A 19025-nucleotide genomic window follows, 5' to 3' on the forward strand; every position below is an offset into this window, starting at 1 on the left:
TCCTTTTTTACCTTGCAGGTAGCCCGACGCCGGTCCATCCGGCGCGAGCCCGCACGGTGGATCACCACCGGCCCAGAAACGAGGAGACATCATGAGCACAGCATCGCTGGCAGACCGCAGCCCATCCACGGGTCCGCGTCCGATGACCAAGGAGGAACGGCGCGTGATCTTCGCGTCGTCGCTAGGCACGGTTTTCGAGTGGTACGACTTCTACCTGTACGGCTCGCTGGCCGCGATTATCGCGGGCCACTTTTTCTCGGGGGTGAACCCCACCGCAGCATTCATTTTCGCGCTGCTGGCCTTTGCCGCCGGCTTCGCCGTGCGCCCCTTCGGCGCCCTGGTGTTCGGCCGGCTGGGCGACCTGGTCGGGCGCAAGTACACATTCCTGGTCACGATCGTGATCATGGGCCTGTCCACCTTCCTGGTGGGCGTGCTGCCCAGCTATGCCAGCATCGGCATCGCCGCGCCGGCAATCCTGATCGGGCTGCGCCTGTTGCAAGGCCTGGCGCTGGGCGGTGAATACGGCGGCGCGGCCACCTACGTGGCCGAACACGCGCCGCAGGGCCGCCGCGGGGCCTACACGGCCTGGATCCAGACTACCGCCACGCTGGGCCTGTTCCTGTCGCTGCTGGTCATCATGGGCGTGCGCGCCGCCATGAGCGAAGAAGCATTCCGCGACTGGGGCTGGCGCATCCCGTTCCTGATCTCGGTGGTGCTGCTGGGCATCTCGGTATGGATCCGGCTGCAGCTCAACGAATCGCCCACGTTCAAGCGCATGAAGGAAGAAGGCCGCGGCTCGAAGGCGCCGCTGACCGAGTCCTTCGCCCAATGGAAGAACCTGAAGGTCGTGATCATCGCCCTGCTCGGCCTGACCGCCGGCCAGGCGGTGGTGTGGTACACGGGCCAGTTCTACGCCCTGTTCTTCCTGACCAAGACCCTGCAGGTCGACTCCAATACCGCCAACATCATGATCGCGCTGGCGCTCCTGATCGGCACGCCGTTCTTCCTGGTGTTCGGCTCGCTGTCCGACCGTATCGGCCGCAAGCCCATCATCATGGCCGGCTGCCTGATCGCCGCGCTGACCTACTTCCCGCTGTTCCAGGGCCTGACCCACTTCGCCAACCCGGCGCTCGAAAAGGCCCAGGCCACGGCGCCGGTCACGGTCATCGCCGATCCGGCCACCTGCTCGTTCCAGTTCAACCCGGTGGGCACCTCGTCGTTCACCAGTTCGTGCGACGTGGTCAAGTCGTTCCTGGCGGCGAATTCGGTGAACTATTCCAACCAGCCCGCGCCCGCCGGCTCGGTGGCCAAGGTAAAGATCGGCAACGACGAGTTCGCTTCGTTCGAAGGCGCAGGCATGGCGCCGGCCGAATTCAAGGCCAAGGCCGCTGAACTGAAAACCTCGCTCACCGCCGCCATCCGCGACCACGGCTATCCGGCCAAGGCCGACCCGGCACAAATGAACAAGTTCATGGTGGTGGTGCTGCTGACGATCCTGGTGATCTACGTCACCATGGTCTACGGCCCGATCGCCGCCATGCTGGTCGAAATGTTCCCCACCCGCATCCGCTACACCTCGATGAGCCTGCCGTACCACATCGGCAACGGCTGGTTCGGCGGCTTCCTGCCTCCGGTGGCCTTCGCCATCGTGGCGGCCACGGGCAACATCTACGACGGCTTGTGGTATCCGATCATCATCGCGGTCATGACACTGGTCATCGGCACGCTGTTCGTGCGCGAAACCAAAGACGTGGACATCAACGCCTGACCGCACCATCCCCCGCCAGGCAGGACTGCTGCGCCTGTCTGGCCCTTCAAGCTCCTTCGGGAGCTTTTTTTTCGTCATTTGCCGGGCGGATCGATTCAGGACCCTGTCAGACCGCCAGGATTAGACTGCAAGCTCAGATCACGGTCTTGCACTGCATTTTCGGACGTTTGATCCCCTGTCCGGGAATCGCAGGGCCAGTTCTCTGACACCAATGCCACGTCCCCCGCGAGCCTTTAATGGCGTGACATTGTGTGACCCTGCCAGGCCCGGCTTTTTCAAGCCGGGCCTTTTTTTGCCTGGCGGCAACGGCAGGTCAGCGGCGGCGCCCGAGGCTGATGACCAGCACACCCACCACGATGGCGGCAACGCCCGCCCAAGCCGGGATCGCCACCGACTTCTCGGTTTCGGCCGTGGCCTTGACCGAACCGATCTGCAGCACGGTTTCTTCGCTGGTGTAGTTGAAGCCCTTGTAGACGAGCGCTGCCGCGCCCAGGGCGATCAGCACGATTCCTACGATAGTCGCCGGTTTCATCGTTGTATCCTTTTCTGGTGAATGACGATGCGCCGGAAGATACCGGAACACCTGCGCACTGTCCGTGACAGAACGTGTCGTGTCAATGAGGGAACCACATGGGGCGCCATGTGGCCGGCACTCGTATAGAATCAACCCTTTTGCCCGACGCCATGTGGTTCAAGAATCTCAAGATATACCGACTCTCTGCGCCGTGGACGCTAACCGGCGAGCAGCTTGAAGAAAGCCTGGCCCGGCACGCCTACCAGGCCGGCAACAACCTCGAAATGCAAAGCCTGGGCTGGGTTTCGCCGCGCGAAAATGCGGCCCTGTCGCATACCGTGAACCAGCAGATCCTGCTGAGCCTGCGCGCCGAAAAGAAGCTGCTGCCGGCCACGGTGGTCAATCAGGTGGCCCGCGCGCGCGCGCAGGAAATCGAAGAGCAGCAGGGCTACAAGCCCGGCCGCAAGCAGATGAAAGAAATCAAAGAGCGCGTCACCGACGAGCTGCTGCCCAAGGCCTTCAGCATCTATCGCGACACGCGCGTCTGGATCGATCCGGTGAACCATTGGCTGGTCGTGGACGCGGCCGCCTCCGCCAAGGCCGACGAAGTCATCGGCCTGCTGGTCAAGACCATCGATCCGCTGCCCCTGGAAAACCTGTATGTGGCGCAATCGCCCGCGGCCGCCATGACCGGCTGGCTGGCGGCCGACGAAGCCCCCGCCAATTTCAGCATCGACCAGGACACCGAACTGCGGGCCTCGGGCGAAAGCCGCGCGGCCATCCGCTATGTCAAGCACTCGATCGATGCCGACGACGTCCGGCGCCATATCCAGTCGGGCAAGCAATGCACCCGGCTGGCCATGACCTGGTCCGACCGCGTGTCGTTCGTGTTGACCGAATCCCTGGACGTCAAGCGCGTGGCGCCGCTGGACGTGCTGAAAGAAGGCAACGACGCCGTCATGCAGAACGACGACGAGAAATTCGACTCCGACATGGCGCTCATGACCGGCGAGCTGGCCAAGCTGCTGGCCGGGCTGACCGAAGCGCTGGGCGGCGAAAAGCGCATCTGAGCCGCGGGCGGCATGGCGCCGCCCGCAACCGGTTCAATCCAGGCCGTGGAAAATGGAATCGTCGGGGCCCACGTGCGACGGGTGCTTCCATGTCACGTCGCGCATCGAATGCTGCACCAGCCCTTCCACGCCCAGCAGCACGGCGAAGATCGCCATGCGGATGGGAATGCCGTTGTCGGTCTGGCGGAAGATCGCCAGGCGCGGATCGTCATTGAGATCGGTGCTCAGGTCGTTGGCGCCCGGGCGGCTGTCGCGCGGCAGCGGGTGCATGACGATGGTATCGGGCCCGCAATGCGCGTCGATAATGGCGCGGCTGATCTGGAAATCGGGCGTATAGCCTTCGCTTTCTTCGTTGGCGAAGCGTTCTTTCTGCACTCGCGTCGCGTAAATGACATCGGCGCCCGCCAGGCCGTCGGCCAGTGAGCTTTTCTGCTCGATGACGTTGCCGTTGCGGCTGGCCTGCTCGATGATGTAGGTGGGCATTTCGAGCCCGCGCGGCGAGATCAGCGTGAACTTGATGCCCTTGTACAGCGCCAGCAGCTTGATCAGCGAATGCACGGTGCGGCCGTATTTCAGGTCGCCCACCATGGCGATGTGCGCGCCATCGAGCAGCTTGCCCAGCCGCGAGAACTCGGTCAGGATCGTGTACAGGTCGAGCAGCGCCTGGCTGGGGTGTTCGCCGGGGCCATCGCCGCCGTTGACCACCGGAATATTCGTGGCCTGCGCAAACTCGGCCACCGAGCCCTGGTCGGGGTGACGCACCACCATCGCATCGACATAGCCGCTCATGACGCGGCTGGTATCGTAAATGGACTCGCCCTTGGCCATGGATGAAAACGTGAAGCCGGTGGTGTCGCACACCGCCCCGCCCAGGCGGCAAAAGGCCGAGCCGAAGCTGACGCGCGTGCGCGTGCTGGCCTCGAAGAACAGATTTCCGAGCACCGCGCCTTCCAGCACGCGCGACACTTTCTGCCGGCGGGCAATGGGCTGCATCAGGTCGGCCACGCGGAACAGGTCTTCGACGGATTCACGCGTGAATTGATCGACCGAGATCAATTGGTGCTTGCCATCCACCGCGATGCGGTCCCGCAGCGGGCCTACCTGTGCGCTTTGCGTATATTTTTCAAGCAAGGCCCCGTTCTGGACAATTTCGCTGACGAAGCGCTCCACCACTTCGGGCATGGCACGGAATTCCTGCGAGCCCTCGGGCAGCAGCCAGGTATCCAGGGCGCGCCGCTTGACGCCGATGCGCGTGGCGAACACGTCGCGCGTGAGGTTCAGGCGACGCATGGCATCGCGCAGGAAAGCTTGCTGGGAAATAGACATGGCGGGCCCCGGGTTGGTAGAAAATATACGCAATGCGCATATTAAACCCGCCGATTTGTGCGCCGCAAGCGGTTTTCAGCAGGCTGTGGCGTGTACGGTATACGCGGCGCCCATGGAGTCACCAGCCGCGTCGAAGGCCATGCCCGCCGACAACCAGCAGCCCGCGGCGAATGCCAGCAGGCTGAAAATGTACGCAGCCGCGCCCAGCCATACCGCCGCCGCCACGCATCGGCGCGGCGGCCGCTCGGCCGACGCCCCCACCTGCGCCAGGCCCCAGCACAGCATGGCCCCTCCGCAGGCAACCACGCCCGCCAGGAAGATTGCCAAGGGCAGCGTCAGGTCGGGCGGCGCCACATCTGCGCCCAGCACGCCCAGGCTGAAACCCATTTCAACCAATGCACCGATGGCGTTCAGCCAGCCCAGCCAGCGTGCCGCGGCGGCCAGCAGCGCATATGCTCCTCTGCGCGCCGCGTCCGGCGCCGGCATCAGTTCGCCAGCGGCCGGCATACCGGGGTGGCGCTTTGGATGGAAGCCTGGGCAGCCTGGACTTCCGCCTGGTCCCAGGGCGCGTCGCCCAGCGCCTGCACGGTGACCTGGGACTTGGCCGGGCCATCGGGCTGTGCGCGAATGATTTCCAGAATTTTGGCAGGCTCGGTTTTCTTGTAGATCCGGATCTCGTTGGGCGCGCCTTTCTGGCCCAGACTGTGATGCGACATATAGACAATGCCGTAGGGATGGCGCCGCTGCTCGTGGCACACCCGCACATATTCGCCGGCCCGGCGATAGGCTGCCTGGAAATCGGCCTGCACCGCAAAAGTGGCGGTGGCGCCCGGCGGATCGCCGGACAACAACCCCTTGCTGGCGCAGCCGCTGAGTGCGACCGCGACGGTCAATACTGCCAGGCCCAAGATGCGCATGTTCATTCCCGCCGAATCAGTCCAAGGTGGCATTATGCATCAGGCCTGCGGCACCCCGGCGGCGAGATGCCGCCGCGCCCGGATCGGATCGGGCGGGCGGCGGGCAGGCGTCAGTCGGCGGCCTTCTGGATTTTTTCGCCACCGCGTTCGATGTCTTTGCCGGCGCCGGCAATCGTGTTGCAGCCGGCGGAAATGGCTGCCATGGCAAGCAGCGCAACGAGCAGGATTCTGTTTTTCATGGTTTCTCCTTGGCACGGTGAACAACCCGGACGCGCACGGCGTGTCCGGTGCCGGATCGCAGTAAACCGGCAACGCAATCATGCACCGTTTCCCGCCGAACCGCCAAGAACAATGCGCAAGCACCCACGTCGGCAGGCACCCCACACGCAAGGGCCGCGATGGTATAGCATGGCAATATGCAGAATGATCCTCCCACCGACCAGAACTGGGGCTGGCAGCAGCCCCACTGCCGCGGCCAGGCCGCGCTGGCGCTGTTCATCGACGACCTGCACCGCGTGCTGCAGGCGCACGCCGCGCAGCAGCTGGCGGTAGCCGCGCCGTTGGCGGCCGCGCAAGAGCAGGTGGATGCCCTGCTTGCGCATTATGTCGAATCGGGCAAGGCGCCCGACATCTTCGACGGACAGTCGGTTACTTTGAAAGAAGGCGTGGATCGCGACGGCGTGTCGCACACCGTGCCGATTTTTTCGCCGCACCTGAAACAGGCGCTGGTGGCGATGCTGGGCCGCCCGGGCGGCCGCGCCTCATAGCGCTACGATTGCACGGCGGCGCTGTCCGCTTCGTGCGCGGCCGCCGCCTGCATGGGGCCGCTCCAGGGTTGGGTATCGAGCGCCAGGCGGGTTTCCTGGAAACCGCCCAGGCCATCGCGCAGCAGCCCGCTTTGCAGGGCCTGGCCGATGGCGCGCCGGCACAGCGTTTCGAAATCGTCCGACAGCGACTGGAACGCCCCATCGGGAATGCGCAGCCGCAGGCCGGCATCGGCCTGCGCAACGCCGGCATTGCCGATATGCACGTGGGCAGGATAGCCGTGCGGGCACCATACGCCTACGTAGTACCTGCCTTGCGGCCCGATATCGGCGATATAGCCCGGATGATCATACTTGGCAGTGCCCATGGCGCGTCTCCTGGAAAGTCCACCGGTCGGCTCAGGCATGGTATCTCAAGCATTGCTCGGCGCGCAAAAAACAAAAGCCCGGCGCTTGCGCCGGGCCTTCATGAACTGGTTGCGGGGGCAGGATTTGAACCTACGACCTTCGGGTTATGAGCCCGACGAGCTGCCAGACTGCTCCACCCCGCGTCTGATGAATGAAATCATAGCATATTTCGCGCCGGCCCGCAGCAGGCGCCGGGGCAGTACACGCCACCAACGGGCCGGTTGCAGGCATAACAGCCTGGCTTCGGATTGGGCGGTCACCTGCAGGCGCAGCGCCTGCTCGCACACGTACGATTCACCCGGCCCCATGGCCACGCCGACGGTATAAGGCCAGGGTTCGTCATAGCCGGGGACGGGTTCGATGCGGTGCACCGTGCCCTCGGCGCACACCAGCACCATGCCGGCGGCGCCCCACAAGACGCGGGTTTCGCCGCGCCGCAGCATCAGCTGGCGGGTCGGATGGGTATATTCGGCAATCATGGCGGCGGATCCCCGGATCGTGATGGAAGTCACTTCCAGCTTACGCATTGGGCCACAGGCGTGACAGGCACACCGACAGGGTTTCTGTACCGCAACAGACAGGTATTTTCTGATCTGTTATGGTGTGGTTTCCTGGGAACTGTGCCTTACGGCGGCCACCCGCCCGGCGCATGATGCTTGCATGGACGCGCAACCTCTCTACCAGCGCCTGGCCGACCACTATCGCCGCGCCATCCACAGCGGCGTACTGGCGCCGGCCGAACGCATGCCATCGGTGCGCGCGCTGGTGCGCACCCATCGGGTCAGCCTGTCGACCGCGCTGCAGGCCTGCCGCCAACTCGAAGACGACGGCCTGATCGAAGCGCGCCCCCGCTCCGGCTATTTTGTGCGGGCCCGGCATCGTGGCGCCACCCTGCCCGCCCAGGAGCCGGATCCCGGCCAGCCGCTCGACCCGGCCGGCTATGTGGGCATCCACGACCGGGTATCCGATTTCATCGCCCAATGCGACCGCCACGTCACCAGCGTGAACTTTGCCCTGGCGTCCGCATCCCCCGCGCACTATCCCGCCGAGGCGCTGAAACAGGCCATGATCCGCACGCTGCGCCGGCATCCCGACATGCTGGTCGGCCGCGTGCCGCCGATGGGCCATCCCGAGCTGCGCGGCGTGCTGGCGCGGCGCGCGCTGGAACTGGGCATGAACCTGGCCCCCGACGACATTGTGGTCACGCATGGGTGCATCGAGGCACTGAATCTGGCCTTGCGCGCCGTGGCCAGGGCGGGCGACACCATCGCCGTCGAATCGCCGGTGTATTTCGGGCTGCTGCAGGTTCTGGAAAGCCTGGGCATGCGCGCCCTGGAAATTCCCACCAGCCCGCAGCATGGCATATCGGTGGATGCGCTGGAGCTGGCGCTGCAGACCCATCCGCACCTACGCGCCGTGGTGGTGGTGCCCAATTTCCAGAATCCGCTGGGCTGCGTCATGCCGGACACCGAAAAAGCGCGGCTGGCGGCCCTGTGCGAGCGGCACCAGATCCCGCTGATCGAAGACGATACCTACGGCATGCTTTGCGACGACAACCAGGTGCGTCCGGCGATCAAATCGTGGGACCACACCGGCAACGTCATTTATTGCGCCTCGATGCACAAGACCCTGGCCCCGGGCATGCGGCTGGGCTGGATGACGGGCGGACGCTGGGGGTCGCGCACCGCCATGCTGAAATTCGCCCAGAGCCGTCCCAACGAACCGCTGGCCCAGGCCGCGGTGGCCGAATACATGGGCTCGAAGGCCTACGATCGCCATCTGGTGCGCTTGCGCCAGCAGCTCAAGGTACAGCGCGTGCGGGTCGCCGAGGCCATCGACCGTTATTTTCCCGCCGGCACGCGCCTGAACGTGCCGGCCGGCGGCATGCTGCTGTGGGTAGAGATGCCCGGCCAGCGCAGCAGCACGCAGGTGTTCGAACAGGCGCTGGCCCAGGGCATCCGCATCGCGCCGGGCACGATGTTTTCGAATTCAGACCGCTACAGCCACTTTTTGCGGCTGAGCTGCGGTTCGACCTACACGCCGCAGATGGACCAGGCCATGCGCGCGCTGGGCGCGATCGTGGCCGGCGGCGGCTGAAACGCGCAGTTCAGTCAGGCGCAGTTCAGTCAGGATTTGACCGCTTTACCCAAGCTGTTGTTGCACAAGGATATTTCCGGCCTGTGCCCAGGCTATCCCAAGACTTGTCCACAGAAGCTGTGAGTAAACCGGACTATTTCAGCGCAGCCTGCACGGCATCGCGCACACTTTCAAAGCCCGCCACATACTGCGGGTTTTCGGAACGCGCCAGCAGGCTGGAATAATTTTGTTCGAGCTGGGCCTCGATGGCTTCGCGCAGGCCGGGCGACGACTTGGCCAAGTGCAGCATCGACGCCATGACGGCATTCAGCGCGTCGATGCGGCCGCCCTGGTGCGAAATGGTATGCACGATAACGGCGATTTGTTCCTGGGTATCCATATAGCCTCGCAAGATGAGTTTCCTGCCGGGCATCCTAGCACGCACGCCGCTTGGCAAAGCGGCAGCCGGCACGCTAGCATTTATGCATGGAACCGCCATGCCGGGCGCGCCGGCCGGGCCTGCCCGGCGGCGCATCCGGCCTCACCGGAGCCGCGCCATGAAAACCCTGCAGCACTATGTTCCGCCCAGCCCCCAGGCCTTGCGCGGCCTGCAAGACGCGCTGGGATACAGCAACACGCAAATGGCCCAGCTGGCGGGCCTGGACGACCAGGCAGCCTGGCAGGCATTCACTGCAACCCCCACCGTTCATCGCCTGGGCAGGCAGCGCGTGTTCTACATGGCCGCGCGGCTGGCGCTGGAACCCGCCCAATGGCGCGCCGTGCTCGCGCGCATGCGCACCATCGGCGCCCGCTTCGATGACCACGACGATGCCCCGCCACCGCCGCTGTCCGGCGCCTACCGCAAGCGGGGCGCCGGCCGTCCCGTCACGCGCGAGGCCAAGCTGGGCATGACCCTGGTCAGCGCGACCGGCGCCTTCCACGAAATGGAGCAGTTGCGGGAATTCGCGCACTTTGCCGACGACTACGGCGTCAGCCAGTTCGTCGACAGCGCCGGCTATGACGGCAGGACCGACACATGCCGCTTCACGCTGAAGGATGTCGAACACTTGGCGCCGGCCCAGAAAGACCGGATATTCGACGCGGCCGCCAAGACCATTGCCCAGTTCGAGTTCGACGGCCGCATCTATCATGGCGGGCTGCCCACCGAGCCGGACTGAACCGGCGCATTGACTTGCCGGGCGGCAGCCCTGTATTTTGCATACAGCGCCCTGCCCGCCCCGTTCTTGCCATGCCCGACAAACTCGATGCCATCGACCGCCAGCTGCTCAGCCTGTTGCAGGCCAATGCGCGCGAGCCCGCCGCGATTCTGGCGCGCAAACTGAAATTGGCGCGCAGCACGGTCGTGGGCCGGCTGGCACGGCTGGAACGCGACGGCGCCATCGCGGGCTATGGCGTGCGCCTTGGACACAGGCTGGAAGACGCCGCCGTGCGGGCGTACTGCTTTATCAGCGTGCTGCCCAAGACGCCAGCGGCGGTGATACGCGAACTGGGCAAGATCCCCGAAGTGGAAGAGGTATCGTCAGTCAGCGGGCCGTTCGATTACCTGGTGTTCCTGCGCTGCGAAACCCATGAGCAGCTCGACGACCTGCTCGATCACATCGGCCTGCTCGACGGCGTCAAGCAGACCCAGACATCGATCGTGCTCAGCCGCAAGCTCGACCGCCGCAATGCCATCGGCCCGGGCTGAACCCGCGGGGCCGGCGCGCGCGCTTGCATGACCCCCGCCAGGTGCTTTGTAATAGCACTGATTTCATTCGTGGAACCTTCATGCTGCTTCGTCCTCTATCCTGCGCCCTGGCGCTTTCCCTGCTTTCCGCATGCGCCAGCATGAGCGAAGTGTCCACCACGGGCGCCGATACCTATCGCGTCACATACAACGCCGGCGCCAAATTCCAGACCTGGGTAGAAGTGAAGAATATCGCCCGCAAGCAGGCCGAAGACCATTGCGAATCGCTGGGCCAGCGCCTGTCGCAGCCCAAGGTTACGTCGAACCACGCAACCGGCCTGATGGCCAAGGAAGCCACCATCGACTTCACCTGCGTGGACAAGCCGGCTCCCAAGAACAGCGGCGCGGCGGGCTCGTAGCGGGGGCCGCCAGGCGCCGCGGCGGCCGTGCATGCCAATCCGGCGCCCTGAAGCGCCGGATTTTGCTATTGCCGCGCGGCGCGCCCGCCCGGCGTCAGAGGTCGACCTTGGCGATTTTCGCGCCTTCGAGCGACACACCCGCCATCAACCCGCCATTGTTCATGACAAAGCCCACGATGGGCTGCTTGGCGGTATTGGTGTCGATGCGGCCATTGGCCCCCACATTGGCCACCGCCACCGATGCATCGGCGCCGACCGTCCAGCCATTGCTGTTGCGGAACTGCGCCAGCGCCTGATCCGTCATGAACAACAGCACCACTGCCTTGGACTGCGCGCCGGCCTGGAAGCCGATCGAGCCCGCCGTCGTGCTGTAGTAGCCGGCATTGGCGCCGCCCACCCGCAGCACGCCCTTGCCGTGCTGGGCGCCCACGATAAAGCTGGCGCTGAGCACCGACGGGAACACCAGCACGCCTTTCGCGCGCTGAACCAGGTCTTTGGCCTGCGGCGAAGTCTCGTACAGCTTGCTCAGCGTAGCGTCGGCGCCGCTGTTGATTTCCTGGCGCTGTTCGGTCGCGCTGGCCGACGCCTCGGGCTTGGTGGTGGTGCAGCCCGACATCACCATTGCGCCCAGGGCCAGAGCCATCGCGGCCGTGGCGGCGCGCCGCAGTGTGGAGGATGTATTCAGCATGGAACGCTCCTGTTGTTCTTGAAGGGACGCTTTCACTGTACTCGCCTGTTCGCGGCCAGGACACACTGGCAGGCAAGACATCCCTGCCAATTGCAACAAGGGGATTCTCCACGCGCCCCCCAGCGGCCGGCGGTAGTTATCCGTTACGTCTGGCGCCAGGCGGGCCGATCAGCGTCCCAGGGCATAGGCCGGGCGGCGCGGATCGGCAGCGCCCCAGCGTATGCCGGTATCGGTGTCGTGGCGCACCACGCACATGGCGCCGGCCCGCCAATTGCGGTCGCGCCACCACTGCACCGTATGGCCCATGCCCGCCAGCGCGTCCCCCACCGGTCGGGCCACCAGGTCTTCGATCATCAGGCGGCCAGGCTGCACGCTGTGCGGTTCGAATGACGAGGGAAAACTGAAAGTGGCGAAGCGCGGCGCCTCGACAGCCTGCTGCGGATCCATGCCGAAGACCTCCATGTTCAGGAAGGTTTGCAGCATGGCCTGGCATTGCACGTCGCCGCCAGGCGTGCCGAATGGCATGACATAGCTGCCCGGCCGCAGCGCCAGCGAAGGATTCGGTGTCAGCCGCGGACGGCGTCCGGGGCCGATGGCGCTGGCGTGGCCGCGTTCGGCCCATGACTGGCTGCCGCGGCTGGATGCGCACAGGCCCGTGCCCGGAATGACTGGCGTATTGTAGGAACCGTCGCTGGGCGTGGCCGAAAAGGCGTTGCCATGCTTGTCCACCACCGCCACGTACGAGGTGTCCAGGCGCGGATCGGTGCGGCGGGTGTCTTCGGGCGCGAACATGCGCGGCGCCGACAGGCCGGCATCGGCCAGATCGCCCGCCGGCGGAATATCGGGCCCGGCGCGGTCGGCCAGAATCATCGCCAGGCGCTTGCGCGCATAGGCCTTCGACAGCAAGATGTCTTGCGGCACGGCCTTGTGGCGCGGGTCGCCGTAGTGCACCTCGCGGTCGGCAAAGGCCAGTTTGATGGCCTCGGTCAGCAAGTGGATATACGGCGCGGAATTGTGCCCCAGCGCACGCAGGTCGCGGGATTCCAGGATGTTCAGCATCTGCAGCAACGTCGGCCCCTGGCACCAGAAGCCGCAGCTATACAGCTGCGTGCCGTGGAAATCGGTGGTCAGGGCGGGCTCGACGTCAACCGAGAAACCGCGCAGGTCGTCGTGCGTCATCAACCCGCCGTGCTGGCGGTGGTAGTCGACAATGGCGGCGGCAATGTCGCCCTGGTAGAACGCGCGGCGCGCCGCATCCAGGCCGGCCAGGCGGCCGCCCGCGGCATGGGCGCGCTCTTGGTCGGCCATGTATTGCAGGCTGGCCGCCAGGTCGGCCTGGCGGAAGATCTCGCCCGCGGCCACCGGCCGGCCACCCGGAAGATAGACGGCGGCGCTGGATGGCCAGCGGAGATAATCGTCCTGGTGGTCCGCCAGGACTTCGGCCATCAAGGGATACATTACGAAACCGTCGCGGGCGAAGCCGATGGCGGCGGCCGCCACATCGCCGAACGAGAACGTACCGAAGCGCTCCAGCGCCGTGATCCATGCATCCGGCGCGGCGGGAATCACCGTACGCAGCACGCCGGCCGGAATGCGGCCGCCGTGCTTGCCCAGGAACAGGTCCAGGCTGGCCGCCCGGGGCCACCAGCCCAGGCCCGATATGCTCCACACCTTGCGCGTGACGGCCTCGTACACCAGGCACGGCGCCACGCCCCCCACATTCACGATATCGCTTTGCACTACGCCCAGCGCAATGCCCGCCGCCACGCCCGCGTCGACCGCATTGCCGCCGGCCTGCAGGATCTGCTCGCCGGCCTGGGCGGCCAGGTAGTGTCCGGCCGAAATCATGTGGTCCAGGCCGGCCAGGGTGGGACGCATGGACAGCGGCGCGCTGCCTTGCGTCAGGTCGGGATCGGTGGATGTCGTGGTGGCCATGGTGTGCGCCTGGATTATTAGTGAGGTTTGATGCCGATGCGGCGGGTGACGTCTTCCCACTTGCGATATTCGGCCTCGATGAACTGGCGGAATTCTTCAGGGGTGTTGCCGCGCGCCAGCACATCGCGCTCTTCAAGGGCGGTGCGCATGGCGGGGGTCTTCAGCGCGGCCACGGTGGCCTGCTGCACCTTGTCGATAATGGGCTGCGGCGTGCCGGCTGGCGCCAGCAGCCCATACCACGAGCCGCCCACCAGTTGCGGATAACCGGCTTCGATCGTGGTGGGAATATCGGGCGCCTTGGCCAGCCGCTGGTCATGCAAGATGGCCAGCGCCTTGAGCTTGCCCTGGCGTATCAGCGGCAAGGTCGTGCCCGGGGTTTCCAGGGTGTACTGCACATAGCCGCCGATCAGGTCATTGACCAGGGCCGAGCTGCCCTTGTACGGCACGTTCACTGTCTTGATGCCCGCCTCCATGTTGAGCAGCTCGCAGAAAAAATAATTGGCGGTACTGTTGCCCGGCGACGCGTAATTGATCTCGCCGGGATGCTGCCGCGCGTACTCCACCAATTCGGGCAGCGTATTGGGCGGGAATGCCGGATTGGCCACCAGTATGAACGGCCCATTGCCCACCAGCGTGATGGGATCGAGATCTTTCATGGGATCGTACTGCAGCCCCTTCATGGTCAGGGGCGCGCCGGTCAGTGGCGAAGCGGTGGCAAACAGCAGGGTGTAGCCGTCGGGCGCGGAGCGCACCACTTGCTGGGTGGCAATGGTGCCGCTGGCGCCCGGGCGGTTCTCGACCACCACCTGCTGGCCCAGGCTGTCCGAGAACTGCTGGGCCAGCAGGCGCGCCACGGTATCGGTGCCGCCGCCGGGCGGATAACCCACCACCAGGCGGATCGGTTGCTCGGGCCAGCCCACGGCCGGATCCGGCGCCGCGCGGGCCGGCATCCCCGCGGCCAGCGCCGCGCCGCCCAGCAGGCCCGCCACGAACCGGCGGCGCCCAGGCGTGCCGCTCGTGTCATCAGCTACAGCGTTCACCATAGAAACTCTCCTTGGTTGATCCGAATCGTCAGGCCCTTACGGCCTATTCGGTGAAACGCGAAAACCGGAACGGGCGCGCATCCACGCGCGGCGTGCGCCCCAGCACCAGATCGGCCATGAACTCGCCCGCGGCCGGTCCGATGCCGAACCCGTGGCCCGAAAAGCCCGAGGCCAGGAAGAACCCGGGCAGGCCGTCCACGGGCGACATCACCGGCAAGGCGTCCGGCGTGACATCGATATAGCCTGCCCATGCGCGCCCGATACTGGCGCCGCGGAACACGGGAAACGTCTCGGTCAGCCGGCGCCATGCCGTCTTGACGGCCTGTGGCGATGCCACCGGATCCAGTACGCGGTGGCGTTCGAACGGGCTGGCGGCATCCAGGCCGAAGCGGCGCGGAATGGCCAGCTCTTCGAAAAAGCGCTTGCCGAAACGCACCTTCACGAAGGCATTGTTGGCCAGCCATGCACGCATGAATTTGCCCATCAGCCGGAAACTGTCGGGCACCACGTCGGCCATGGACGCGCCGAACTGCGATACGGTGTAGCCGCCGTCGGCGCGCTTGCGGCAGGTGAAATTGCGGGCGTTCACGGTGGCCGCCAGCGGCGCGTCGAACGGCTGGGTGCGCAGCACCGAACCCCTGACCTTCAACTGCGGAAACTCAATGCCGCTGTTGCCGCAGAACAGGCGCGACCAGGCGCCGCCGGCCAGCAGCACGGCCTGCGCCCGCACCGGCCCGTGCTCGGTGACGACACCCGCCACGCGCCCGGCTTCGATGTCCAGCCCGCGCACGGCGCAGTGCTCCAGCACCCCGGCGCCATGCTGCCGGGCCAGGCCGGCAATGCCCTGCGTGGCCATGCCGGGCTCGGCCACGCCATCGGACGCGCTGTACAACGCCCCGCTCCAGGCCCGGGGCGATTCGGGCAGATGGCGCAAAGCCTGGGCGCGGTCCAGCATCATGGCATCCGGGCCGAATGCTCGTGCGGTGTGCAGCCAATGCTGGTGCCGGGCCGCATCGCGGCTGCCTTCCTGCAAATACAGCATGCCGGTGCGGCGAAAGCCCACATCGGTGCAGGCCTGGATGTCACCCCACAGATGGTTGGCCCGCATCGCCAGCGGGACCTCGGCCGGATCGCGGTCCAGGGTGCGAACCCAGCCCCAGTTGCGCGACGATTGCTCGCCCGCCAGCACGCCCTTTTCGAATACACATACGCGCACCCCGGCCCGGGCCAGGGCATAGGCGGTGCTAACACCGATGATGCCGCCCCCAATGATGGCTACGTCTACCGAAGGCGGCACAACCTGATGCATCGATGGCATATCGTATATCGATATAGTTGATTTGATATTCGATATTATTTATCGGCCCTGGCATTTTTGCAATCCACGGGACAAGAGGCGAAACGAAGCCGGCCCGGCGCAGCGGGTGGCCTATACACTGGAACAATGCGGCTATCTGAAGAAAGACGCCCGCATCAAACGCTATCGCGTCACCGTCAAGGCGGTCGGGCTGGGCTACAGCTATATCTCTGCGCCCACGTCTCGCTGGTTGCTGGAACGGGCCCGGCAAGATCTCGGGCCGTTGGTGATTCGCACGGCGCGCGCCATCAGCAAGAATACGGCTTGATCTACCGCAAAAGCTATTGACGCTGAGGAAATTTCCGACCCCGCACGGCCAGCGATTCGTCTATCGTAGTTTCTGTGTGAAGCACCTACTCTCTCCAGGTACTACGCACACATCTTGGTAATGCTTTTAGCCCCGCCCGGCTTGCCGTGCGGGGTTTTTTTTATCGATGCATCAGCAGTTGCCTTTCTTGGCCTGCCCTGGCGGGCAGAATCCGCCGCCGCCCCCACCGCCATACGGATCAACGACGACGGCGCCATCCGGCGTATACACGGCACAGCCGCCCAGCAATGCGGCCATGATGGCCAGAGCACAGAAGATTTTCATAGTTTTGGTCGGAAGTTGAAAGCAGCGCTAGTGTATTGCCAGGCTTCGAAACAGAGAACGTAGGTCGGTAACCAGTTGTCTGGCTCGCGCCGTGCCGCGCTTTGCGCAGCAGCCCGCGGGCCACAAAAAAGCGGGTTTCCGAACTGATCGGAAACCCGCGTCAACACTTGGTAGGCCCCCTCGGAGTCGAACCGAGCACCAACGGATTATGAGTCCGTTATGAGGATATCCAGTAAAATCCGTCAACATACGCCAGACGGATAAATTATTGAAAACAAACAATTTTCTCGTCCATAATCATCCATAGCTATCCGGCACCATGCAGGCCAAATCTGGCAATGATCTGGCAATTACTTATAAGCGGACAAAACTATGGACACGACCAAGCAATCGTTAAGCGACTTGAAACCCGGTACATTCCTCACGCTGCGGAAGGTCAAACCCACCGGCGCACTACAAGCGCGCAAGCAGGCAAACGGTGCCATCATGTTTTATTGGCGCTACTCGATGGGCACAAAAAGCGAACGCGTGCTTATCGGCCAGTACCGATCAACAATCCCGCCCAAGCAACTCGATCCTGACAAAGGCGGTCGGTACTCCATCGCGGCGGCAGAACGTGCTGCAGAAAAAAAGGCAACCGACCACCATAACCACAGGGATCAAGGCGGGTGGCCCGCTCTGCGAGAACAGAAAATCCGGGAGCAGCAAGAACTGCGCGAGGCGCAAGAGGCTGCCGAACGTGCCAAGCGAGCGGCGGGGCAATTTACGCTTGCACGACTGTGCGACGAATACTGCAAATACCTGAAGGCCTTGAAAAGGGACGCGCATCGTGATGCCGCCAGCATATTCAATCTGCACATCAAGGAAGCGTGGCCCGACATGGCCGATAGGCCTGCTAATGGCATAACGACAGACAACGTGGCCGACATGATGCGACGGCTGCATGAACTCGGAAAAGGCAGAACCGCGAACAAGCTGCGCAGCTACTTGCGGTCCGCCTATCAAATTGCACGGGCGGCAAGAACAAAGCCAGCCATCCCTATTCTGTTTAAAAATTTCGATATCACGACGAACCCGGCAGCCGATGCCGCGCCAGATGAATCAAAGAACAGGACAGACAAAGACGAACTGTCGGACATAGAAATGCGCACGTATTGGAGAATCATTCGAGACATCCCCGATCTACGTGGCGCAATGCTGCGCCTGCATTTATTGACCGGTGGTCAACGTATCGCGCAATTGGTTCGACTCCGCAACGAAGACATCGGCGAGAGCGAAATCACCATATACGACGGCAAGGGAAGACCTGGACGAGAGCCCCGCGCTCACATCTTGCCGTTGACCAAAGCAGCGGCCGCTGCAATAAAGAACCTGCCAACCAGCGGCACCTATGCCATTTCAACTGATGGCGGAGAAACACATGTAGCGCCAACAACCCTAAGCCGGTGGGCCGCTGAAATCGTGGGCGACAAGATACCGAGGTTCAAACTAAAACGCGTGCGATCCGGCGTAGAGACCATCCTTGCCAAGGCTAGCGTATCGAAAGATACGCGCGGGCGTTTGCTGTCGCATGGCATATCCGGCGTGCAAGATCGTAGTTACGACGCATACGACTACATCAATGAAAAGCGCACAGCCCTGGAAACGTTAAACGCGTTATTGCAACGGAAACCCGGCAACAACATCGTAACGCTGCCGGCGCGCACAGCGGGGACTGTAGCATGAGCGAGCGCAAACACATATACGGTGCTTGGCTGGACACTCGATTGCCCGGTGAAAGCGAGGGAAGCAAGAGAAGCGATGACATTTATGAAAGGCTGCGACTGACCGATATTCGAGAGAGCCTTGAACGTAGCGACGGCTTTCTCGATGAGTTACGCGAGCGGCTAGCAAGCGTCCGACTTAGCGATGCTATCAAGAACGGTACGAACGATGTTCCCGCATGGCCGACACAAAACGATGATCGACAAGCTATCGACGACTATTCCCAAGCGATAGAGGCGCTACTGCGACTTTCGCCTCATGGCGGCTTGCCGCCCATCGTCCGAGCGCATCTAGCGTCTGCGGGCCTTGCTCGAGGCGTCGCGTGGGAAGCTACAGCCGTCGCAACGGAGCAAGAATTGAGAAAACTCGCAATCATCGTCCGTCATGCCAAGCGAACGCTAGCAGATGCGGTTGAGGCATACCCTCAAAAACGTGGCCGACCCAAAGGCAAAAAGGCGTTGCGTAACGATCTATTGCGGTGGTTGGTAGAAAAATTGAGAGTTGCGGGCTTAACGGCCGAAAGTGCCCGAGAGCGAGCCGAAAACATCTTGATTGACTGTCAAATTCCTGCCCCCACCGGGGAGCGCAACATACGGCGCGCCACGAATGAATAGCCGCAGGTAAATCACAACGCTCAGCCTGCGTGGCTCATTCGCCGGAGGGTCATTAATTCATCCGACTACGCGATTTATTGACC

General features: G+C 64.0%; 21 protein-coding genes and 2 tRNA genes. 10 read left to right on the forward strand and 13 right to left on the reverse strand.

Going from position 1 to position 19025, the window contains the following annotated elements; all coding sequences use genetic code 11:
* The first annotated feature begins 91 nt into the window (after window positions 1–91).
* Complete coding sequence (locus tag J2P76_RS01715; RefSeq protein ID WP_207404070.1) at window positions 92–1768, forward strand: MFS transporter; 1677 nt, start codon at window positions 92–94, stop codon at window positions 1766–1768.
* Window positions 1769–2081: 313 nt separating this feature from the next.
* Here J2P76_RS01715 and J2P76_RS01720 read toward each other — a convergent pair whose 3' ends face one another.
* On the reverse strand, window positions 2082–2300 hold the full coding sequence (locus tag J2P76_RS01720; protein WP_207404071.1) for a hypothetical protein: 219 nt from the start codon (window positions 2298–2300) through the stop codon (window positions 2082–2084).
* A gap of 152 nt (window positions 2301–2452) precedes the next feature.
* On the opposite strand from J2P76_RS01720, the gene J2P76_RS01725 reads away from it, so the two are divergent.
* Window positions 2453–3352, forward strand: a complete 900-nt coding sequence (locus J2P76_RS01725) for a recombination-associated protein RdgC (protein ID WP_207409080.1) — start codon at window positions 2453–2455, stop codon at window positions 3350–3352.
* 33 nt (window positions 3353–3385) lie between these two features.
* On the opposite strand, the gene J2P76_RS01730 is transcribed toward J2P76_RS01725, so the two are convergent.
* The 4 genes from J2P76_RS01730 to J2P76_RS01745 form a co-directional block, all read right to left on the reverse strand.
* The gene (locus J2P76_RS01730; protein WP_207404072.1) at window positions 3386–4678 is read right to left on the reverse strand and encodes an aspartate carbamoyltransferase; all 1293 of its coding nucleotides are present in this window, start codon (window positions 4676–4678) and stop codon (window positions 3386–3388) included.
* A 75-nt stretch (window positions 4679–4753) separates the two neighbouring features.
* Window positions 4754–5164, reverse strand: a complete 411-nt coding sequence (locus J2P76_RS01735; protein ID WP_207404073.1) for a hypothetical protein — start codon at window positions 5162–5164, stop codon at window positions 4754–4756.
* Window positions 5164–5595 carry a BPTD_2524 family lipoprotein gene (locus J2P76_RS01740; RefSeq protein ID WP_207404074.1) on the reverse strand — a complete coding sequence of 144 codons (432 nt, stop codon included), beginning with the start codon at window positions 5593–5595 and terminating at the stop codon, window positions 5164–5166. The genes J2P76_RS01735 and J2P76_RS01740 overlap by 1 nt, the downstream gene beginning before the upstream one ends.
* Before the next feature lie 110 nt (window positions 5596–5705).
* Window positions 5706–5834, reverse strand: a complete 129-nt coding sequence (locus J2P76_RS01745; protein WP_207404075.1) for an entericidin A/B family lipoprotein — start codon at window positions 5832–5834, stop codon at window positions 5706–5708.
* A gap of 177 nt (window positions 5835–6011) precedes the next feature.
* On the opposite strand from J2P76_RS01745, the gene J2P76_RS01750 reads away from it, so the two are divergent.
* A complete protein-coding gene (locus tag J2P76_RS01750; protein WP_207404076.1) occupies window positions 6012–6362 on the forward strand; it encodes a hypothetical protein in 351 nt (116 codons plus the stop codon).
* Between the two features lie 2 nt (window positions 6363–6364).
* Here the strand turns inward: J2P76_RS01750 and J2P76_RS01755 are convergent, their stop codons facing one another.
* Both J2P76_RS01755 and J2P76_RS01760 read right to left on the reverse strand, forming a co-directional pair.
* Window positions 6365–6727 carry a hypothetical protein gene (locus J2P76_RS01755; protein WP_207404078.1) on the reverse strand — a complete coding sequence of 121 codons (363 nt, stop codon included), beginning with the start codon at window positions 6725–6727 and terminating at the stop codon, window positions 6365–6367.
* A 106-nt stretch (window positions 6728–6833) separates the two neighbouring features.
* Window positions 6834–6910: transfer RNA gene (locus tag J2P76_RS01760), tRNA-Met, on the reverse strand.
* 517 nt (window positions 6911–7427) lie between these two features.
* Here J2P76_RS01760 and J2P76_RS01765 point away from each other — a divergent pair.
* Window positions 7428–8864 carry a PLP-dependent aminotransferase family protein gene (locus J2P76_RS01765; protein ID WP_207404080.1) on the forward strand — a complete coding sequence of 479 codons (1437 nt, stop codon included), beginning with the start codon at window positions 7428–7430 and terminating at the stop codon, window positions 8862–8864.
* Window positions 8865–8997: 133 nt separating this feature from the next.
* Here the strand turns inward: J2P76_RS01765 and J2P76_RS01770 are convergent, their stop codons facing one another.
* The gene (locus J2P76_RS01770; RefSeq protein ID WP_207404082.1) at window positions 8998–9243 is read right to left on the reverse strand and encodes a hypothetical protein; all 246 of its coding nucleotides are present in this window, start codon (window positions 9241–9243) and stop codon (window positions 8998–9000) included.
* A 157-nt stretch (window positions 9244–9400) separates the two neighbouring features.
* On the opposite strand from J2P76_RS01770, the gene J2P76_RS01775 reads away from it, so the two are divergent.
* The 3 genes from J2P76_RS01775 (at window position 9401) to J2P76_RS01785 (ending at window position 10949) form a co-directional block, all read left to right on the forward strand.
* Window positions 9401–10021, forward strand: coding sequence for a hypothetical protein (locus J2P76_RS01775; protein WP_207404083.1), 621 nt, complete (start codon window positions 9401–9403; stop codon window positions 10019–10021).
* Window positions 10022–10092: 71 nt separating this feature from the next.
* Complete coding sequence (locus J2P76_RS01780; RefSeq protein ID WP_207404084.1) at window positions 10093–10551, forward strand: Lrp/AsnC family transcriptional regulator; 459 nt, start codon at window positions 10093–10095, stop codon at window positions 10549–10551.
* Window positions 10552–10631: 80 nt separating this feature from the next.
* Window positions 10632–10949 carry a hypothetical protein gene (locus tag J2P76_RS01785; RefSeq protein ID WP_207404085.1) on the forward strand — a complete coding sequence of 106 codons (318 nt, stop codon included), beginning with the start codon at window positions 10632–10634 and terminating at the stop codon, window positions 10947–10949.
* Window positions 10950–11043: 94 nt separating this feature from the next.
* Here the strand turns inward: J2P76_RS01785 and J2P76_RS01790 are convergent, their stop codons facing one another.
* From J2P76_RS01790 to J2P76_RS01805, 4 genes are all read right to left on the reverse strand, one after another.
* The gene (locus J2P76_RS01790; protein ID WP_207404086.1) at window positions 11044–11637 is read right to left on the reverse strand and encodes a BPSL1445 family SYLF domain-containing lipoprotein; all 594 of its coding nucleotides are present in this window, start codon (window positions 11635–11637) and stop codon (window positions 11044–11046) included.
* A gap of 168 nt (window positions 11638–11805) precedes the next feature.
* Window positions 11806–13572, reverse strand: a complete 1767-nt coding sequence (locus J2P76_RS01795) for a gamma-glutamyltransferase family protein (protein WP_207404087.1) — start codon at window positions 13570–13572, stop codon at window positions 11806–11808.
* 17 nt (window positions 13573–13589) lie between these two features.
* Window positions 13590–14615 carry a Bug family tripartite tricarboxylate transporter substrate binding protein gene (locus J2P76_RS01800; RefSeq protein WP_207404088.1) on the reverse strand — a complete coding sequence of 342 codons (1026 nt, stop codon included), beginning with the start codon at window positions 14613–14615 and terminating at the stop codon, window positions 13590–13592.
* A 43-nt stretch (window positions 14616–14658) separates the two neighbouring features.
* Entirely contained in the window at window positions 14659–15933 is a 1275-nt protein-coding gene (locus J2P76_RS01805) for an NAD(P)/FAD-dependent oxidoreductase (protein WP_207404089.1), read from the reverse strand.
* 22 nt (window positions 15934–15955) lie between these two features.
* On the opposite strand from J2P76_RS01805, the gene J2P76_RS23560 reads away from it, so the two are divergent.
* Window positions 15956–16240 (forward strand): hypothetical protein, encoded by a 285-nt coding sequence (locus J2P76_RS23560; RefSeq protein ID WP_242697262.1) that lies wholly within the window; start codon window positions 15956–15958, stop codon window positions 16238–16240.
* Between the two features lie 492 nt (window positions 16241–16732).
* Here the strand turns inward: J2P76_RS23560 and J2P76_RS01815 are convergent.
* Window positions 16733–16806, reverse strand: a tRNA-Ser gene (locus J2P76_RS01815).
* Window positions 16807–16936: 130 nt separating this feature from the next.
* Between J2P76_RS01815 and J2P76_RS01820 the strand changes: the two genes are divergently transcribed.
* Window positions 16937–18289: an integrase gene (locus J2P76_RS01820; protein WP_207404091.1), complete on the forward strand. Its 1353-nt coding sequence runs from the start codon at window positions 16937–16939 to the stop codon at window positions 18287–18289.
* The gene (locus tag J2P76_RS01825; protein ID WP_207404093.1) at window positions 18286–18942 is read left to right on the forward strand and encodes a hypothetical protein; all 657 of its coding nucleotides are present in this window, start codon (window positions 18286–18288) and stop codon (window positions 18940–18942) included. The genes J2P76_RS01820 and J2P76_RS01825 overlap by 4 nt, the downstream gene beginning before the upstream one ends.
* Window positions 18943–19025 lie beyond the last annotated feature (83 nt).

Origin of the sequence: Bordetella petrii (assembly GCF_017356245.1) — a bacterium.
GTDB classification, from domain to species: domain Bacteria; phylum Pseudomonadota; class Gammaproteobacteria; order Burkholderiales; family Burkholderiaceae_B; genus Bordetella_A; species Bordetella_A petrii_D.

What these genes read in the sequence shown, in the direction of transcription:
- J2P76_RS01715 (WP_207404070.1), top strand. Translation starts at nt 92, where the DNA reads ATGAGCACAGCATCGCTGGCAGACCGCAGCCCATCCACGGGTCCGCGT.
- J2P76_RS01720 (WP_207404071.1), bottom strand. Translation starts at nt 2,300, where the DNA reads ATGAAACCGGCGACTATCGTAGGAATCGTGCTGATCGCCCTGGGCGCG.
- J2P76_RS01725 (WP_207409080.1), top strand. Translation starts at nt 2,453, where the DNA reads ATGTGGTTCAAGAATCTCAAGATATACCGACTCTCTGCGCCGTGGACG.
- J2P76_RS01730 (WP_207404072.1), bottom strand. Translation starts at nt 4,678, where the DNA reads ATGTCTATTTCCCAGCAAGCTTTCCTGCGCGATGCCATGCGTCGCCTG.
- J2P76_RS01735 (WP_207404073.1), bottom strand. Translation starts at nt 5,164, where the DNA reads ATGCCGGCGCCGGACGCGGCGCGCAGAGGAGCATATGCGCTGCTGGCC.
- J2P76_RS01740 (WP_207404074.1), bottom strand. Translation starts at nt 5,595, where the DNA reads ATGCGCATCTTGGGCCTGGCAGTATTGACCGTCGCGGTCGCACTCAGC.
- J2P76_RS01745 (WP_207404075.1), bottom strand. Translation starts at nt 5,834, where the DNA reads ATGAAAAACAGAATCCTGCTCGTTGCGCTGCTTGCCATGGCAGCCATT.
- J2P76_RS01750 (WP_207404076.1), top strand. Translation starts at nt 6,012, where the DNA reads ATGCAGAATGATCCTCCCACCGACCAGAACTGGGGCTGGCAGCAGCCC.
- J2P76_RS01755 (WP_207404078.1), bottom strand. Translation starts at nt 6,727, where the DNA reads ATGGGCACTGCCAAGTATGATCATCCGGGCTATATCGCCGATATCGGG.
- J2P76_RS01765 (WP_207404080.1), top strand. Translation starts at nt 7,428, where the DNA reads ATGGACGCGCAACCTCTCTACCAGCGCCTGGCCGACCACTATCGCCGC.
- J2P76_RS01770 (WP_207404082.1), bottom strand. Translation starts at nt 9,243, where the DNA reads ATGGATACCCAGGAACAAATCGCCGTTATCGTGCATACCATTTCGCAC.
- J2P76_RS01775 (WP_207404083.1), top strand. Translation starts at nt 9,401, where the DNA reads ATGAAAACCCTGCAGCACTATGTTCCGCCCAGCCCCCAGGCCTTGCGC.
- J2P76_RS01780 (WP_207404084.1), top strand. Translation starts at nt 10,093, where the DNA reads ATGCCCGACAAACTCGATGCCATCGACCGCCAGCTGCTCAGCCTGTTG.
- J2P76_RS01785 (WP_207404085.1), top strand. Translation starts at nt 10,632, where the DNA reads ATGCTGCTTCGTCCTCTATCCTGCGCCCTGGCGCTTTCCCTGCTTTCC.
- J2P76_RS01790 (WP_207404086.1), bottom strand. Translation starts at nt 11,637, where the DNA reads ATGCTGAATACATCCTCCACACTGCGGCGCGCCGCCACGGCCGCGATG.
- J2P76_RS01795 (WP_207404087.1), bottom strand. Translation starts at nt 13,572, where the DNA reads ATGGCCACCACGACATCCACCGATCCCGACCTGACGCAAGGCAGCGCG.
- J2P76_RS01800 (WP_207404088.1), bottom strand. Translation starts at nt 14,615, where the DNA reads ATGGTGAACGCTGTAGCTGATGACACGAGCGGCACGCCTGGGCGCCGC.
- J2P76_RS01805 (WP_207404089.1), bottom strand. Translation starts at nt 15,933, where the DNA reads ATGCCATCGATGCATCAGGTTGTGCCGCCTTCGGTAGACGTAGCCATC.
- J2P76_RS01820 (WP_207404091.1), top strand. Translation starts at nt 16,937, where the DNA reads ATGGACACGACCAAGCAATCGTTAAGCGACTTGAAACCCGGTACATTC.
- J2P76_RS01825 (WP_207404093.1), top strand. Translation starts at nt 18,286, where the DNA reads ATGAGCGAGCGCAAACACATATACGGTGCTTGGCTGGACACTCGATTG.